Origin of the sequence: Streptomyces alboniger, assembly GCF_008704395.1 — a bacterium.
GTDB lineage: Bacteria > Actinomycetota > Actinomycetes > Streptomycetales > Streptomycetaceae > Streptomyces > Streptomyces alboniger.
The window spans coordinates 5,982,801-5,999,126 of the sequence record NZ_CP023695.1 but is presented as its reverse complement, the minus strand read 5'-3'; the positions used below and the strand labels follow the sequence as shown (position 1 = coordinate 5,999,126).

Genomic DNA, 16,326 nt, shown 5'->3' with positions numbered 1-16,326 from the left:
TGGAGCCAACTTCCTATGGACGCCACTCCCCGACGCAGCCGCGCCGCCCACCTGGCCCACCCACGGACGGGCGCGCTCATCGACCGTTCCTCGCACCGCGCCTGATGGTGCGCCGCCGATTCCGCGGACCGGTGCCGGGGCCTCCTGAGGCGTGGGTACCGGCGGGTCCGCCCGAGCCACGGGCGCCGCCCGGGCCGCCTGAGGCGCGGGGGGCGTCGGAGCTTCGGGAGCCGCCGCTTCCCGGTGCGCGCGGGAGCCGGCGACGTCGCCGCCGCGGGGCGCCTTCTTGCGCCGTCGAGGCGCCCGTCTCCAGCACCTGCTCCGCCCCGGGAGGTTCGGACGAGCCGTCCAGTACCCCGAAGGCCTCCTCCGCGTCCGAATCGTCGCGGCCTTCTCGCTTCCCGCGGAGACAGCGGCGAATCGACTCCGGATCCATGCCTTCGTTGCACGCGTGGTGCAGGAGCAGGGCGAACGTGTACTCGCAGTCGGCACGCAACGCCATGTCCAGGGCCTCCTGGCCTTCCGCCACGTCACCGAGGGACCAGGCCACCCACCCCGCGAGGGACAGTGGCGCCGCCGCATGCTCCTCGTACGCGCCGACGCAGCGTCGGGACAGAGCCCTCCAGAGACGCAGGGCAGAAGGTGCCTCGTCGCCCTCCATCCACTCCGCCGCTCGATCACGTGTCGTCCGGACCTGGAGGCCGAGGATCAGTGCGGCCGCTTCATCGTGCGCGATCAGTTCGTCGTCCCTGTTGTCCGCCTCGAGCGTGCCGGAAACGGGTGGTGCGGCAGCCAGTCGCGCCATGATTAGACGCGCCAGGTCGAGTGTCTCGGCGGCGGTCGCGTCCTCCTCGTTCAGAATCCTGGGGAGTAGCGTGAGGCCGGCGGCATCCAGCGCTCGCTCCTGATCGGTCACCGCCGCGGTCTCCCAAGGAGTGAGCCGCGCCCTGATCTCTCCCTGCGTAGCGACCGCCTGGACTCCCATGTAGGTCGCGGCGGCCGCGAGGACCGAGGTGCCGGGCCTGAGCAGAGGGGTCCCCTCCAGTGGGCAGCACCGGGTGTCAGGACAGCAGTAGGTCCAGAAGCGGCCGCCCGAGATGCACACCACTTCGAAGACCGGGACGTCGAGGGCTCCGCACGCAGTGCGCAAGACCTGCGCCAGCGGTCGAAGACGCTGCACGACCTGCTGCCCGGACTCCGATTCGCCGGGCTCCCGGCAGAGGAAGGCGACGATGCCGTCGGGGCGGTCTCCCCTGCGCTCACAACCGCCCACCAGGCACCTGGCCAGTTGCTGCGCGACGGACGGCCAGTCCTCCGAGCGCTCGGGAATCCCCAGGCGCACACGGCCGCCGAAACGCCCGCGCTCGCCGTGCAGAGCGATGAGCACGATGCTTTCCTCGGGCTTGAACCCGAGCAAGTACGGCAGGGCGTCCGCCAGTTCAGCCGGGGTGCGCAGGGTGACCAACGGGTCCTCGAACGGGTCGCCGCTGGGTGTATCGCCACCTGCATCAATGGCGCCACCAGGGCTGGCGGCGTCGTCGGGGACGCCGGCGTCAGCCGCGCCAATGGGGTCGGTGGACTTGATGGGGTCGCTCGGGTCCGCAGGGCCAGTCGGATCGCTCGGGTCCGCGGGGCCGGCCGCGTCGCTCGGGTCGATCGGTCCGATTGCTTCGCTGTGATTCGTCATGCGCCGACTGTCCCGCGGATCGCAAGATTCCGGTTTACCCTGTGGATAACCTCGATCAGGGGCACGCCAAGACTTATCCACAGTCTCGCGGACTCGTTCGCCTAATGTCCGACCCATCGGGTTGCATGGGGGCATGAGCAACGAAGATCTGCGCACGGCGGCCGACGCCGTCCTCGCCCGCCTCGTCGGCGGCCCCTCCCCCGAATCCGGCGGGGCGCCCTCGTCGGGCGGTGCCCGGCTGCGCGAGGATCAGTGGCGCGCGATCGAGGCGCTCGTCGCCGAGAAGCGCCGGGCGTTGGTCGTGCAGCGCACGGGATGGGGCAAGTCCGCGGTGTATTTCGTCGCGACGGCCCTGCTGCGCGAGCGCGGCAGCGGACCCACCGTGATCGTCTCGCCCTTGCTCGCCCTCATGCGCAATCAGGTCGAGTCGGCCGCGCGAGCCGGCATCCGCGCGCGCACGATCAACTCCTCCAACACAGAGGAGTGGGAGACCGTCCAGGCCGAGGTCGCCGCGGGCGACGTCGACGTGCTGCTGGTGAGTCCGGAGCGGCTCAACAACCCGGACTTCCGCGACCAGGTGCTGCCCAAACTCGCCGCTGCCACCGGCCTGCTCGTGGTAGACGAGGCGCATTGCATCTCTGACTGGGGCCACGACTTCCGCCCCGACTACCGCAGGCTGCGCACCATGCTGGCCGACCTCCCGCCCGATGTGCCGGTCCTGGCCACCACGGCGACCGCCAACGCGCGCGTGACGGCCGATGTCGCCGAGCAGCTCGGCACCGGGGGCGGCTCGGACGCCCTCGTCCTGCGTGGCCCTCTGGACCGGGAGAGCCTGAGCCTGAGCGTCCTCCAGCTGCCGAATGCCGCGCATCGCCTGGCCTGGCTGGCGGACCACCTCAATGATCTGCCGGGCTCCGGGATCATCTACACCCTCACGGTCGCCGCGGCCGAGGAAGTGACCGCCTATCTGCGGCAGTGCGGGCACACCGTGGCCTCGTACACGGGCAAGACCGAGAATGCCGACCGCCAGCAGGCCGAGGAGGACCTCCTCGGGAACCGGGTGAAGGCCCTGGTCGCCACCTCCGCCCTCGGCATGGGCTTCGACAAGCCCGACCTGGGGTTCGTGGTCCACCTGGGTTCCCCCTCCTCGCCGATCGCCTACTACCAGCAGGTGGGACGCGCCGGCCGCGGTGTCGACCACGCCGAGGTGCTGCTCCTGCCGGGCAAGGAGGACGAGGCGATCTGGAACTACTTCGCCTCGCTGGCCTTCCCGCCCGAGGAGCAGGTGCGCCGCACACTCGACGTCCTGGCCCAAGCGGGCAGGCCGCTGTCGCTGCCGGCCCTGGAGCCCCTGGTCGAGCTCCGCCGCTCACGGCTCGAGACGATGCTCAAGGTCCTCGACGTGGACGGAGCTGTCCGGCGCGTCAAGGGCGGGTGGATCTCGACCGGGCAGCCGTGGGCCTACGACACGGAGCGCTATGCCTGGGTCGCCAAGCAGCGGCAGGCCGAGCAGCAGGCGATGCGTGAGTACGCGTCGGCGACCGGTTGCCGCATGGAGTTCCTGCGGCGCCAATTGGACGACGAGGGCGCGGCCCCCTGCGGGCGCTGCGACAACTGCGCGGGGGTGCGATTCGGCGACGAGGTTTCCCCCGCGGCGCTGGACTCGGCGCAGGGTGAGCTTGGGCGCCCGGGCGTCGACGTAGAGCCGCGGAAGATGTGGCCCACCGGACTGGCCGCGGTCGGAGTAGAGCTCAAGGGGCGTATTCCGGCAGGCGAACAGGCCGCCCGCGGGCGCGCCTTGGGGCGGCTCTCCGACATTGGCTGGGGCAATCGTCTGCGCCCCATGCTCGCCCCGCAGGCTCCGGACGGGCCGGTGCCCGACGACGTGGCCAAGGCCGTGGTGGAAGTGCTGGCGGACTGGGCGAAGGGGCCCGGTGGCTGGGCCTCGGGTGGGGGCGACGCACAGACCCGGCCGGTCGGCGTGGTGAGCATGGCCTCGCACACCCGACCCCAGTTGATCCAGTCGCTCGGAGCCCGGATCGCCGAGGTCGGCAGGCTCCCGCTGCTCGGTTCCATCGAGTACGCGCCGGGGGCCGACACCGGCCGGGCCCCCAGGAGTAACAGCGCACAGCGTCTGCGTGCCCTGGACGGGGCGCTGACGGTGCCTCCCGCGCTTGCCTCCGCGCTTCAGGAGGCCGACGGCCCCGTGTTCCTGGTGGACGACCTGAGCGACAGCGGCTGGACTCTCGCGATGGCCGCGCGCGTGCTCCGCCGGTCCGGGGCCAAGGGGGTGTTGCCGCTGGTCCTGGCGGTGCAGGGATGAGGTGAGCGTCGAGAGGCCACGAGTTGGGCAGGGATATAAACGACGCATCATCCGATACTGGCTTGCGGCTCCAATTGCTCGTTGCCGCAAGCCATGACGACGGGAAGAATTGGAATTGCTCCCCGCGCGGTTCCCGTGGCCCGGTAGGGCTGTGCCGCGGTGCGCTCCCCCAGTCCGACCCCGCCCCTCAGTAGGGGGCGCGTAGCCGAAGGGAGGACCGTGACCTTCGGATTCGCTCCGTCCGATGCGGCGTCGCTGCCGGAGTCCTCGACGCCGGCCGAGATGTCCGCCGATTCCGCCCACCGTCTGGCCCGGATGCTCGAACCCTCGGAGTGGTCAGCCGCGGGAATCCCGTTGCTGCGCAATCCGCGTGAGATCGTCAGCGGCCTGCACTTCAGGCATCAGCCGACGCCCGCGACGGCCGTCGTGGCGGTGCTGGATCCGGACGAACGGCTCCGGGCCAGCGCCTCGTTCAGCCGCCGTGCGACCGCGACGGACGGCTGGATCTTCCGTAATGCGCTGCTCGCGCAGTTGCGCCGGGTCATCCCGCACGACCTGCGGCGCCGTACTCCGGTGCGCACCGCCGTGCTGCTCTACTGCCGTGACGGCGACGCGCGTTGGACGCAGGAGGACGGGGCCTGGATGTGGGGACTGCGGGATGCCTGTACCTTGCACGGGCTGCGCTGCGGGGCGTACATCACGCTGACGCGTGACGGATGGCAGGTGCTCGGTGAGGGGCGCGGCGGCCGCAGACCGAGCACGGGTTCGCAGCCCGAGGCGTTCACCGGGATCGATCCGCCGGCGCCTCGTACCGGAGGCGCGGCCTCGGACGTACTCCGTCGAGCGGCAGCGCGCTGACACGGCACCCGCCGCCGCACAGACCGCGGTCCGGAGCCCGCGCGGCACGGCGGCTCGGATCTCTCCGCCGCTCCGACGGACGCAAGCACAGCCGTCGCCCGTTGCGCCACCGCCATCACCCCGACACAGGCCCGGAACCAGCCTCGGCACCATCCGGAAGCAAGCCCAGCCCACTCACGGCGCTGTCGCAGTCACCCGCAGGCCGGGCACAACCCCGGCGCAGTCCCCGGCGTTGCCGACGGTCACGCCGGCGCCCGGCCCACACCGGACGTCCGGTGCCGGGCACAGGCGTCGGGGACGCCGGGTGCCGGGCGCGGACGTCAGGCGTAGACGCCGGACGGAGGCGTCAGACGCCCGCGCCCAGCATCGAGTTGATCCGCTGCGGGTCACCGCACACGATCAGCAGGGTGCCTGCCCGGGTGAGGGCCGTCGGGAGCGCGGCGACCGCGGTCTCCTCGCTGCCGCCGTTGACGGCGACGACGACCACAGGCCGGGACGCCGCACGGGTCAGCGCCGAGGCGTCGGCGTAGAAGACGTCGTCGCCCGCGTCGTGCTGGGCCCAGTAGGCGGCCTCGCCGAAGGACAGCTCGTGCGTGGTCCACGGGTGCGGGTCGCCGGTGGTGATCACCAGGACCTCCCCGGGCGCGCGCCCGGAGTCCAGCAGCAGGTCGACGGCTTCCTCGGCCGCGTCCAGCGCGCCCTCGGCCGAGGCCGGGACCAGCTGGATCTGCGGAACCGAGGCAGCGGGGGCTTTCTCGGTGGGCGCTACGGAAGTAGTCGCTCCGGAAGTAGCCACTCCAGTAGTGGAGGGGCCGGTGACGGAGGGACCGGAAGTAGCCGGGGCGGAAGGCCCGGGCTTGACGGCCGTATCACGCGGCGTGCGCTGCGCGGGCGGCATCGGCCGGGCGGGACCCGGACGGCCGGGGCGCGGCGGAGCCGCGGGACGCGGACCGGGTACGGGGCGGGGGGTCGGCGCGGTGCGGCCGCTGGCCGGCGTGGCGCGGGGACCCTGGGCACTCTCGTGAATCTGAGGCTCCTCGGGAATGAGAGGCATGAAGTGTTGTCTATCAAACGCCGATGCGACTCGCGTCGGCGGGTGGCACATGAGTGCGATCGGAAGCGCCGGAAAAGGCGTCAGAACTCGAAGCCGAGCTGACCCTCAATTTCCGGAACGTTTCCGTCCGCCCAGCTGCGGGCCTTCTTGAGATGCCGCCACTGGGGCAGCGCATCAAGATACGCCCACGAAAGCCGGTGGTACGGGGTGGGCCCCCGCTCCGCCAGCGCGGCCTTGTGCACCGGCGACGGATAGCCGGCGTTGGCCGCAAAACCGAAGTCTGCATGTTCGATACCCAGTTCGGCCATCATTTTGTCGCGCCGGACTTTGGCGATGACCGAAGCCGCGGCGACGGCCACGCAGGACTGGTCCCCCTTGATCACCGTACGAACCTGCCAGGGGGTGCCGAGGTAGTTGTGCTTGCCGTCGAGGATGACCGCGTCCGGGCGGACCGGCAGCCCTTCCAGGGCGCGCACCGCGGCGAGCCGCAGCGCGGCCGTCATCCCCAGTTCGTCGATCTCCTCGTGCGAGGCGTGCCCGAGGGCGTGCGCCGTGACCCAGCTCTCCAGCTCCGTCGCGAGCGCGGTGCGCCGCTTGGGGCTGATCAGCTTGGAGTCGGTGAGCCCCGCGGGCGGTCGGCGCAGTCCCGTGATCGCCGCACAGACGGTGACGGGGCCCGCCCACGCACCGCGGCCGACCTCGTCGACACCGGCGACGATCTTCGCTCCGGTGGTGGCGCGCAAGGAGCGCTCGACGGTGTGAGTGGGTGCTTCGTACGGCATGGCGCCAATAGCCTACGCCGCCCGAGGTCCTCCTCGACACCCAGGTCCCCGGTGATTTCGGAGCCTCCGCCGATCCGCCCGGTCGGCCGTCGTGCCCGCCCGTCAGCGACGCAGCAGCGGCACCATCACCTGATCGATCAAGGCCTCGAATTCCTCGTCCCGCCATTCGCTCCCGCACACCTTGGAGCGATACATCAGCATGGCCGGAATGACGTCGCAGACAAAGTCGTCCGTCCCCCCGGAACGCACCTCTCCGCGCGCGATTCCACGGCGTACGACCTCCTTGATCAGCCTTACGCCCGGCTCGATGACCCCCTCGAAGATCACGTCATGGAAGCGCTCGGCCGTCACCGTGTCGCATTCGTGAAGCACGGCACGGAGGGCGACTCCGGGGCGCGAGAACATCGCCTCGCGCATTTTTCCGCACAGCTCCAGAAGATCGTCCCGGACGCTTCCGAGATCGGGCGCGCTGTCGAACGCCGGCAGTCCTGCCCGCAGCGCATCCACCACGAGGTCCTCCTTCGACGGCCAGCGGCGGTACACGGCCGCCTTCCCCGTCTGTGCGCCCGCAGCCACGCCCTCCATCGTCAGCCCGCTCCAGCCGACTGTGCTGAGCTGCTCAAGGGCGGCGTCGAGGATCGCCTGTTCGAGGACGGCGCCCCGGCGCCGCGGGACAGCCGTCCGGGCGGGCGTGGCCGTCCAGCGCGAAGTAATCATCGTTTTCTCTCCGTTGAGCGAGCAGTCGTCGCACCATCCCCGAAAAGCGGGTTCGGCGACACCTCACCCTCGACCAGCATGCCAGGCAGGCGGGTTCCCTTCGACAGCCAAGTGCCCGGCCTCCGGCGCGAGCGGCGATCGGGCCGACGATGTCGGCCTGATCCCTCCGCACCGTGTCCGATATCCGCCGGTCCGGTCACCCGGGGGCGCGAGGGTGACCCACCGCACTGCCGGGAACCGCCGCCGCTCCTGACACAACCGACGCGTGACGGCACCCACAGAGCGGCCAACTCGCATCGAAAACGCTTGTGTTCACGCTCAGGGAGTCGATACCGTCCCCCATAGTGAACGGATGCGTTCACTAATTCACTTCCGGGGGAACGCTCGTGACCCATGATCAGGTAAATACGCAATCACCCGCGCCCGAGCCCCATCGCGGCGCACGCCCCTCGCACCCCGGCATCGCCCTCACCGTGATCGCCGCGTGCCAGCTGATGGTGGTGCTCGACGCCACGATCGTCAATATCGCCCTGCCCCAGATGCAGACCGCGCTGGAGTTCTCCACCAGCGACCTGACCTGGGTGATCAACGCCTACGCACTCACCTTCGGCGGGCTGCTGCTGCTCGGCGGGCGCGCCGGTGACCTGCTCGGCCGCCGCCGCATGTTCATCACCGGCATCGCCGTCTTCACGCTCGCCTCGCTCCTCGGCGGCTTCGCGCAGGAGCCCTGGCAGCTGCTCGCGGCTCGTGCCCTACAGGGAGTCGGCGGCGCCATCGCCTCACCGACCTCCCTCGCGCTGATCGCCACCACTTTCCCCGAAGGTCCCGAACGCAACCGCGCCTTCGGTGTCTTCGCCGGCGTCTCCGCGGGCGGTGGCGCCGTGGGCCTCCTGGCGGGCGGCGTCCTCACCGAGTGGCTCGACTGGCGGTGGGTGCTGTTCGTCAACGTACCGATCGGCGTGCTCATCGCCGTCCTCGCGCCGCGCTACATCAGGGAGTCCGAACGCCATCCCGGACGGTTCGATCTGACCGGTGCGCTCACCTCGACCCTCGGCATGGCCTCTCTCGTCTACGGATTCATCCGCGCGTCAGAGGAGGGGTGGCGCGACGACCTCACCCTCATCTCCTTCGTTGCCGCGTTGGTGCTGCTCGCCGCCTTCGTCTTCGTCGAGCGACGCACCTCGCAACCGATCACCCCGCTGAAGCTGTTCGCGGACCGCAACCGCTCCGGCACCTACGCGATCATGCTCAGCCTCGCTGCCGCGATGTTCGGCATGTTCTTCTTCATCGTGCTCTTCGTGCAGAACGTGCTGCGCTACAGCCCCATCGAGGCGGGCCTCGCGTTCCTGCCCGTGGCCGTCGCGATCGCCATCGGCGCGGGGCTCTCCAGCAGCCTGCTACCCCGCCTCGGTCCCAAGCCCTTCATGGTGTCGGGGTGCCTCCTCACGGCCACCGGGATGGCCTGGCTCACCTTCATCGACCCCGACAGCTCCTATCTGGGCGGCCTGCTGGGCCCCATGCTTCTCTTCGGCATCGGCATGGGCCTCAACTTCGTCACCCTCACCCTCACCGCCGTGTCCGGCGTCTCCGACAGCGAATCCGGTGCCGCGTCCGGCATGCTCAACACGACCCAGCAGGTCGGCGGCGCGCTCGGCCTGTCCATCCTCACCACCGTGTTCAGCACGGCAGGCAAGGACGAGGGGAAGACTCAGGTCCAGAAGTTCCTTGCCGAAGGCACACCTGAGCAGAAGGCCCTGTTCGCCAAGACCCACGAACTCCCCGCGCCGTGGAGCGACGCCGTCCTCACCCACGGCATCGGCAACGCCTTCATCGCCGCGGCCTCACTGGCGGTCGCGGCGGCGCTCGTCTCCCTCTTCGTCATCCAGGTCCGCAAGAGCGATCTGGAAGCGCTGAGCGGCAAGGCGGGCTCCTCGGCCATCTGACCACCGCCGAGCGCGCGTTCGAAGGTCCCGTCCGGCGTGGGGCCTTCGACGAGCTGCTGCCGCCCGACGGCCGGTATCAGCGGTAGGAGACGCCCGTACGTCCCTCATCACAGACTCCCCAGTCCACCGAGGGAGGCCGTGCCTCGATGATCCGCCGGGCCCTGGACTCCCCGAGGCTCATCGCGTACCACGGGCCACGCTCCGAGCCGAGATCCTCGGCGATGGGCTTGATCGCGCAGGACCGCCGTGGTTCCGGCAGCTTGTCGAGTGCCGGTACCGCGTCCGCGGACAGCTGGCGCGCGTAGTCGAGGTCGAGCTTGCCGGTGTCCTCGTACCGCTGCACATTGCGCTCGGCGATCATCGCGTCGGGTGACAGCAGGCCGAAGGCGAGCACACCCGCCGCGGCGCTCGCGGCGACGGCGCGCGGCAACCATCGTGCGCCCCAGACTCCGGCAGCCATGATCAACAGGATGATCACGCCGAGCCACAACTCCACGGCGACGACCGAGATCCTGAGCCTGGTCAGCCCGTACGCCTCTACATACATGTCCATACGGCGCACCGCGGAAGCCACCACGACGAGTGTCAGCGCGCAGAGCGAGCCGAGCACCGCGCGTACCAACGTGCGGTCCTTGGCACCATCACGCGGGGCCCACCGCAGTGCGAACACGATGACGAGCAGCGTGAGGAGGGTGGCCAGGAGCAACTGCCAGAATCCCTGCCGGGCGTAAGCGGAGTAGGAGAGGCCGGTCTTGTCGAGGACAGCGTCATAGCCGCCGAAGAGAACCGCGAGCTGAACTCCGTTGAACGCCGCGAACAGTACGTTGAGCACGATCAACGGCAGTGCCCCACTCCATACGGCCGCGGGCTCGGCCGGGGTTCACCACGAGCCGGTCCCACCGCAGGGGGGAGGCGGCCGTGTGCGCGGCGGCCAGCGCGCCGACCGCACCGACGATCAGGAGCAGGACGCGCCAGGGGACGCCGACCAGGGAGGTGTCCGGTATCAGATCGCCGAGCAGGTCGGCGAAGGCGGCGTCCGCACTGGCGAACAGCGCGCCGAAGACCAGGAGCAGCCCGGCGGACACCGCCGCCGCGCGCATCGCGGGTCCGGCGCCGCGCGCGCTGCCCGCACGCTCCCGCACTCCGCGCCAGCCCCAGACGATCCCCTTCCAGAGCGCGTCGAAGAGGCCGAGTGGACTCAAGAGTATCCCGAGCCAGGTCCGGCAACCGTGCAGCGCGAGCGACCCGAGCGCTACCGAGGAGACGATCGCGAGGAACGACGGCCATCCCGCGTCACGCAGGGCGGGCACGACCAGCAGCGCGAGTCCGCCGACCGCCCACGTCAGCGACCAGGGGCGCGGCCGACGACCGGCCGTCCTGGAGGCGAAATAGGCGGCGAGCGTGGCCGGGACGGCGACGATCAACAGATTGATCGCCAGACCGTCGCCGAGGAGCAGCATGCTCAGTACGCCGGTGGCGAGCACCGCCCAGAGCGTGGCCGCCCGCACGGGCCCGGGAGGCTCCGCCCGCAGATCGGCGAGGAGCGGGGCCTGCTCGGGTATCGGGTAACCCCAGGCGCCGTAGGGCTGCTGCGGCGCTCCTCCTCTTCCACCCGCCGGGTGCCGCGTCGGCCCAGGGGCCTGCACCGGCACCTGGGGCTGCGCCTGTGACTGGGCCTGTGCCTGCGGTTGCGGTTGCGGTTGCGGTTGCGGTTGCACCCCAGACTGAGGACCGGCCCGGTCTTCGGAGCGGCTGGTTGCGCTGTCCGCAGCGGCCTCGACGCCCTCGCGGGTCGCCACCCGGCGGCTCGGGCTCAGACGGCTCAGCCCCAGAGGCTTCGGGCGCAGACGGCTCTGGCGCCTGCGCCGCATCGCCTCCCGGTGGTCTGGCGCCTTCGGCTGATGTGTCGCCGTCGGCTGGTGTGTCGGACACGGGACCCCCTCCCGGCCGGTTCATCCGCGCGGCACGCGGCGTGGACAGGTGGCCGCAGGGCTGCCGGGACCGGCATCTCGTTCAACGCACGCACGTCAAGATCAACTAGCGGGCGGCATCAGCCTATCCACGCGGCCGCCCCCAGCTCCCGCCGTGAACTCCGCTGTGGCACGACCGTGACCTCGGATCGCCCGGCCTGTCGGCAACGTCCGGAATCAGGCCTTCCCGACGGGCACCCAGCCCGGCAGCGCCTCGGTCCGCTCCAGCCACTCCACGGGCGGCGCCCCACCGTCCCCGGACGCGATGACGCCTCCCACGATGGCGCAGGTGGTGTCCATGTCGCCACCCACCTGGGCGGTCTCCCAGATGGCCCGCTCGTACGCCCCGAGGCCACGCGCGGCCGACCACAGCGCGAAGGGCACGGTGTCATGGGCCGTCGTGCGGCGCCCGCATCCCAGGACCGCGGCGACCGTCGCCGCGTCCCCGTAGTCGAGCATGTCCCGCGCCCTGCGCAGCCCCGCTCCCACAGCACTGCGCGGTACCAGCGCGATGACGCCGTCGAGGAGCGCCTTCGGCGTGGGCGGACCCGCGGGATCGGCCGTCAGCGCCGCCGCAGCGGCCACCGCCATGGCGCCGACCACGGCCTCCCGGTGCTGGTGCGTGGGGTAGGCCGAGATCTCCGCCTGGTGCGTCGCCTGCTCCGGGTCGTCCGCGTACCAGGCGCCGAGCGGGGCGATCCGCATGGCCGCGCCGTTGCCCCAGGACCCCTGCCCCTTGAAGAGCGCCGAGGCCAGCTCACGCCAGTCCCCGCCCTCACGAACCTGCCTCAGCAGCCGGTTCACGGCAGGGCCGTACCCGCGGTCGAAGTCGTGGTGCTCTGCGAAGGACTGGGCGAGCGCGTCCTGGTCGATCCGGTGGTGCTTGGTGAGGACGGCCAGCACGGAGCAGGCCATCTCGGTGTCGTCGGTCCACTGCCACGGGGCGTCCGGCAGCTGTCGGTGCTTGAGCAGCGGGTAGTGCGCGGGCACGAAGAACTGGGAGCCCAGCGCGTCCCCCACCGCCAGTCCGCGCAGGCTGGCCAGAGCGCGCTCCAGGCGCCGGTCGGGAGAGAAGTCAGCGGTCATCGCCCTGCCACTCTATCCGGTGACGCCGTACGGCTCCGGCTCGCGCCAGCGTTCAAACGGCCGGTCCAGCGCGTACTTGCCGTCCTCGCCCAGCACCAGCATCCTCATTTCCCCGTTCCCCGGGTTGGAGAGCGATTCGAACTCGGCCACCGACCAGTGGAACCAGCGCATGCAGAACAACCGCATGGTGAGCCCGTGCGTGACGAGCAGGACGTTGGGCGGATGGTCCGGGGCCTCGAAGCTCCGGTAGAGGCTCTCCAGGAAGGCCCCCACCCTGTCGTAGACATCGGCTCCCGACTCGCCCTGCGCGAAACGGTAGAAGAAGTGCCCGTACGCGTCCCGGTACGCCTTCTGTAGGCGCACGTCGTCCCTGTCCTGCCAGTTGCCCCAGTCCTGCTCCCGCAGCCGCGGCTCCTCTCGCACCCTCACCAGCTCGGGGTCGAGCCGGAATGCCTGGAGCGTCTCGTGTGTGCGGCGGTACGGCGAGACGTAGACGCTCACCCGCTCCTGGCCGAGCACCTCGCGGAGCCGTTCTCCCACGTCCGTCGCTTGGGCCCAGCCCGTCTCGGTGAGTGCTAGCGCGTGATCGGGTTCGCGCTCGTACACGGTGTCGTCGGCGTTGCCCGCCGACTCGCCGTGCCGGACCAGGATGATGCGCCGCGGGCGTGCCATGCGGAAACCCTAGATCGGCGCGGAGTCGAGCGGGTCAGCCGGGTAGCCGTCCGGACTCCATCCGGCGTATTCGGCCCGAGAAACGCCGGCGCAGCAACCGGTCGTGCGAGACGACGACCAGCGCGCCTGTCCATTTATCGAGCGCCGCCTCCAGTTCCTCGACCAGGCCGAGCGCCAGGTGATTGGCGGGCTCGTCGAGCAGGAGCAGGTCCGCGGGTCTGGCGAGCAGGCGTGCGAGGGCCAGCCTGCGGCGCTGCCCGGCGGAGAGCGCCCCCACCGGGACATGCAGGTCGCGGTCCCGGAAGAGGCCGTATGACAGCAGCACTTCCGTCTGTTCCTCCTCGGTCAGCCCGAGGCCCTTGCCGAACACTTCGAGGACGCGTTCAGCGGGTCGCCCTACCGGTATCTCCTGGGCGAGATAGCCGATCCTCCCTCTGCGGACGACAGTTCCTTCATCAGGCTCCAGGGCGCCCGCCATGGTGCGCAGCAGGGTGGACTTCCCGGCGCCGTTACCTCCGTGGATCAGCAACCGCTCGCCTGCCGACACGGTCAGCTCGTCCACGGCGAGCCGCTCGCCCACGCGCACGTCCCGCAGCGTCACCAGCGCCCCTTCGGCGGCTCCCGTCGCGGGCCGCGCCGCGAACCTCAACGGCTCGGGGGGCCTGGGGACCGGCTGCTCACGAAGTTTGCGCAGCCGCTCCTGCGCGTTGCGTACGCGGCTCGCGACCGAGGCCTGGACCCGGCCTCCTGCCCGGTCGTACGCCATCTTGTTGTTGTCCTTCATCGCGCGGCCACCCGCGACGGCGTGGGCGGTGGTGGCCATGAACTCCTGGAGACGGCTCGTCTCCTCGCACCATCGCGCGTACTCCTGCTCCCAGCGCGTGCGGGCGGCTGCCCGTTCGGCGAGGAGTCCCTGATAGCCGCCGCCATGGCGCGCCACTGTCCTGCGGTCGGCGTCCACTTCGAGGATCGCGGTGGCGACCCGCTCCAGGAATGTGCGGTCATGGGAGACCGCGACGACCGTCCCGCGATGTGCCGTCAAGGCGCCCTCCAGCCAGTCCAGCGCCCCCTCGTCCAGATGGTTGGTCGGCTCGTCCAGAAGCATGACTTCCGGCGCGGCCGCGATCAGGCAGGCCAGGCCCAGCCGTGCCTGTTCGCCGCCGGACAGGCTGCCAAGGGTCCTGTCCTTGCCGATGCGTCCGAGCCCGAGGCCGTGCATCGCCTTGTCCACGCGCGCGTCCGCCTCATAGCCGCCGCGCAGTTCGAAAGCGGTGAGCAGATCGCCGTACTCCCCCAGCGCCTGTCCGGTGGCGGAGCCGAGCCCGGCTTCGAGATCGCGCAGCCGCCGCTCCATGGACCGCAGCTCGGCGAGTGCAGCGTCGATCGCGTCCCCGACCCGGCGGTCCGCGGGCAGCTGGGGAGTCTGCGCGAGCAAACCCGCCCCCTGCTCGGCGACGGTCACTACCTCACCCTCGTCGGGTTGTTCGTCGCCGGACATCAGGTGCAGCAACGTGGACTTGCCCGCGCCGTTCTCACCCACGACGCCTATGCGCTCGCCCGGCCTGACCGCGAGGGACACGCCGTCGAACAGCAGCCGCTCGCCACGGGCCTTGGTCACGCCGTGCAGAGAGATCTGAGTAGGCAAGGGCACCCCCGGTTTCGAAACCACATCCATCAAACGCAACCATCGTCGCGTTAAAGTGAGCGTGACAGACTGCGCGGGCTAACGCAACAGCGGTTGCGATAAATCCCCCCGGGAGTGGGGCGGACAGACGTCCCGGCACGGGACGTCAGAGAGGGGCGAGTCATGACCGACAAACGTGTTGCCGCTGGTCAGAGCGGTCGAGTACGCGGCACCGAGCAGCGCGCACCCGAGGGGAAGGAACGGCTGAGCCGGTCAGGCGGAGACGGGGACGAGTCGGCGGGGGCGACGGCCGCCCCCGGCACCCGTCGCCCCGGCGGCCGCACGGCCCGCACCCGTGCCGCCGTCCGCGACGCCGTGCTGAGCGGTCTCGCCGACCACGGCTACCCCGGTCTCACCGTCGAGTACGTCGCCGATCACTCGGGCGTCCACAAGACCACGCTGTACCGCCGCTGGGGCGGCCTCGAAGGGATGGTCGCCGACGCCCTGGACATGGCGGGCGAGGACACATGGACCGCGCCGGACACCGGCAGTCTGGAGGGGGATCTGCGCGAACTGGCCCGGGAGGTGGTCGACTCCTTCACCGACGAGGTGGCGGCCGCGGCACCCACCGCGTTCATCGCCGCGGCCTTCCAGTCGGAACGGGCCGCCAAAGCCCTCCACGCCTTCTATGCCGAACGGTTCAGCCGCTGCGAGGCAGTCGTCGCCCGCGCGGTGGAGCGCGGTGAGGCAGCCCCGGACATCGACCCCGCGGCGCTCGTGCGTGCCGTGACGGCACCTCTGCTGCTCCGCGTATTCATCACCCGCGAACCGATCGACACGGCTCTCGCCGACCAGTCGGCGGCGGCTGCCGTCGCCGCCGCACGCGCGGGGGCGTTCACCAGACGGTGACGGCGGCCCCGGCCCGCACGTGACCCGCTGCGACCCCAGGACCACCTGGCCCGCGCCACGGACTGACACCGTCCACGACGGCTCCGACTCACACCGTCCACGACGGCTCCAACTGCACGATGTCCCCGGCGAGAGCGGAGACATCGGCGTCCGTCTGCGCGCGCAACGAGAGACGCTCCACCCGTTCGACGCGGTACTTGCCGTGCTCGGCGGCGGACTGCCACATGGAGAGCACGAGGAATTCATGTCCGGGCGCCTCGCCGAAGAGCCCGCGCACCATTCCGGGCGATCCCGCCATCGCCGGATTCCAGACCTTCTCCTGCATCAGGGCGAAGTGATCCACACGCTCCTCACGGACCCGGCAGTGCGCGACGCGCACCACGTCGGCGTCCGTGAAGCGCGGCTCGAACCCCGTCTTCACGTCGAAACGGTGATCGAAGAGCTTGGCCTGAAGATCTTTGTACGTGCCCCCCTGCGCGGCCGCCAGACGGTCGTGCGAGCGGGCCATGAAGGAGTCGTAGAAGGCGCGGCTCTCCCAGAAGGCGAAGACATGGGCGACACCCGCCCGCTCTCGACTCCACCCCCCGCCCTGCCCCCGGAACCCCGGCTCACCCAAAAGCCCCGCCCACTTTCGCTGCCCTCGCTCGAACCCCCGACGGTCCACCACGGTGCAGCGAATCCACTTGACCAGCACCGCGCCA

General features: G+C 70.8%; 14 protein-coding genes. 4 read left to right on the top strand and 10 right to left on the bottom strand.

The genetic code is table 11. From position 1 onward, the window contains the following. Window positions 1-76: 76 nt before the first annotated feature. Window positions 77-1,687 carry a DUF4192 domain-containing protein gene (locus CP975_RS26795; protein ID WP_150477428.1) on the bottom strand — a complete coding sequence of 537 codons (1,611 nt, stop codon included), beginning with the start codon at window positions 1,685-1,687 and terminating at the stop codon, window positions 77-79. A 133-nt stretch (window positions 1,688-1,820) separates the two neighbouring features. Between CP975_RS26795 and CP975_RS26790 the strand changes: the two genes are divergently transcribed. Together CP975_RS26790 and CP975_RS26785 are read left to right on the top strand one after the other, a co-directional pair. Continuing rightward, window positions 1,821-4,010 (top strand): RecQ family ATP-dependent DNA helicase, encoded by a 2,190-nt coding sequence (locus tag CP975_RS26790; protein WP_055528066.1) that lies wholly within the window; start codon window positions 1,821-1,823, stop codon window positions 4,008-4,010. Window positions 4,011-4,229: 219 nt separating this feature from the next. After that, window positions 4,230-4,868, top strand: coding sequence for a hypothetical protein (locus tag CP975_RS26785; protein WP_055528067.1), 639 nt, complete (start codon window positions 4,230-4,232; stop codon window positions 4,866-4,868). 346 nt (window positions 4,869-5,214) lie between these two features. Here CP975_RS26785 and CP975_RS26780 read toward each other — a convergent pair whose 3' ends face one another. The 3 genes from CP975_RS26780 to CP975_RS26770 form a co-directional block, all read right to left on the bottom strand. Then, a complete protein-coding gene (locus tag CP975_RS26780) occupies window positions 5,215-5,922 on the bottom strand; it encodes a hypothetical protein (protein WP_150477427.1) in 708 nt (235 codons plus the stop codon). 80 nt (window positions 5,923-6,002) lie between these two features. Next, window positions 6,003-6,704, bottom strand: a complete 702-nt coding sequence (locus tag CP975_RS26775) for a ribonuclease HII (protein WP_030778621.1) — start codon at window positions 6,702-6,704, stop codon at window positions 6,003-6,005. Window positions 6,705-6,806: 102 nt separating this feature from the next. Then, complete coding sequence (locus tag CP975_RS26770) at window positions 6,807-7,421, bottom strand: TetR/AcrR family transcriptional regulator (protein WP_055528069.1); 615 nt, start codon at window positions 7,419-7,421, stop codon at window positions 6,807-6,809. 473 nt (window positions 7,422-7,894) lie between these two features. Between CP975_RS26770 and CP975_RS26765 the strand changes: the two genes are divergently transcribed. Continuing rightward, window positions 7,895-9,364 carry an MFS transporter gene (locus tag CP975_RS26765; RefSeq protein ID WP_246201827.1) on the top strand — a complete coding sequence of 490 codons (1,470 nt, stop codon included), beginning with the start codon at window positions 7,895-7,897 and terminating at the stop codon, window positions 9,362-9,364. Between the two features lie 76 nt (window positions 9,365-9,440). On the opposite strand, the gene CP975_RS36655 is transcribed toward CP975_RS26765, so the two are convergent. The 5 genes from CP975_RS36655 to CP975_RS26745 all read right to left on the bottom strand — a co-directional run bounded on the left by CP975_RS36655 (window position 9,441) and on the right by CP975_RS26745 (window position 14,737). Then, window positions 9,441-10,196, bottom strand: a complete 756-nt coding sequence (locus tag CP975_RS36655) for a DUF4153 domain-containing protein (RefSeq protein WP_425474281.1) — start codon at window positions 10,194-10,196, stop codon at window positions 9,441-9,443. After that, window positions 10,132-11,010, bottom strand: coding sequence for a DUF4153 domain-containing protein (locus tag CP975_RS36650; RefSeq protein ID WP_425474280.1), 879 nt, complete (start codon window positions 11,008-11,010; stop codon window positions 10,132-10,134). The genes CP975_RS36655 and CP975_RS36650 overlap by 65 nt, the downstream gene beginning before the upstream one ends. Before the next feature lie 501 nt (window positions 11,011-11,511). Then, window positions 11,512-12,420, bottom strand: a complete 909-nt coding sequence (locus tag CP975_RS26755; protein WP_055528070.1) for an ADP-ribosylglycohydrolase family protein — start codon at window positions 12,418-12,420, stop codon at window positions 11,512-11,514. A gap of 12 nt (window positions 12,421-12,432) precedes the next feature. Beyond that, window positions 12,433-13,092, bottom strand: coding sequence for a histidine phosphatase family protein (locus tag CP975_RS26750; RefSeq protein WP_030778611.1), 660 nt, complete (start codon window positions 13,090-13,092; stop codon window positions 12,433-12,435). A 34-nt stretch (window positions 13,093-13,126) separates the two neighbouring features. Beyond that, window positions 13,127-14,737 (bottom strand): ATP-binding cassette domain-containing protein, encoded by a 1,611-nt coding sequence (locus CP975_RS26745; protein ID WP_055528073.1) that lies wholly within the window; start codon window positions 14,735-14,737, stop codon window positions 13,127-13,129. Between the two features lie 162 nt (window positions 14,738-14,899). On the opposite strand from CP975_RS26745, the gene CP975_RS26740 reads away from it, so the two are divergent. Further along, entirely contained in the window at window positions 14,900-15,625 is a 726-nt protein-coding gene (locus CP975_RS26740) for a TetR/AcrR family transcriptional regulator (protein ID WP_150477426.1), read from the top strand. Between the two features lie 88 nt (window positions 15,626-15,713). On the opposite strand, the gene CP975_RS26735 is transcribed toward CP975_RS26740, so the two are convergent. Continuing rightward, on the bottom strand, window positions 15,714-16,319 hold the full coding sequence (locus CP975_RS26735; RefSeq protein WP_150477425.1) for a YdbC family protein: 606 nt from the start codon (window positions 16,317-16,319) through the stop codon (window positions 15,714-15,716). Between the last annotated feature and the right edge of the window lie 7 nt (window positions 16,320-16,326).

What these genes read in the sequence shown, in the direction of transcription:
- CP975_RS26795 (WP_150477428.1), bottom strand. Translation starts at nt 1,687, where the DNA reads ATGACGAATCACAGCGAAGCAATCGGACCGATCGACCCGAGCGACGCG.
- CP975_RS26790 (WP_055528066.1), top strand. Translation starts at nt 1,821, where the DNA reads ATGAGCAACGAAGATCTGCGCACGGCGGCCGACGCCGTCCTCGCCCGC.
- CP975_RS26780 (WP_150477427.1), bottom strand. Translation starts at nt 5,922, where the DNA reads ATGCCTCTCATTCCCGAGGAGCCTCAGATTCACGAGAGTGCCCAGGGT.
- CP975_RS26775 (WP_030778621.1), bottom strand. Translation starts at nt 6,704, where the DNA reads ATGCCGTACGAAGCACCCACTCACACCGTCGAGCGCTCCTTGCGCGCC.
- CP975_RS26770 (WP_055528069.1), bottom strand. Translation starts at nt 7,421, where the DNA reads ATGATTACTTCGCGCTGGACGGCCACGCCCGCCCGGACGGCTGTCCCG.
- CP975_RS26755 (WP_055528070.1), bottom strand. Translation starts at nt 12,420, where the DNA reads ATGACCGCTGACTTCTCTCCCGACCGGCGCCTGGAGCGCGCTCTGGCC.
- CP975_RS26750 (WP_030778611.1), bottom strand. Translation starts at nt 13,092, where the DNA reads ATGGCACGCCCGCGGCGCATCATCCTGGTCCGGCACGGCGAGTCGGCG.
- CP975_RS26740 (WP_150477426.1), top strand. Translation starts at nt 14,900, where the DNA reads ATGACCGACAAACGTGTTGCCGCTGGTCAGAGCGGTCGAGTACGCGGC.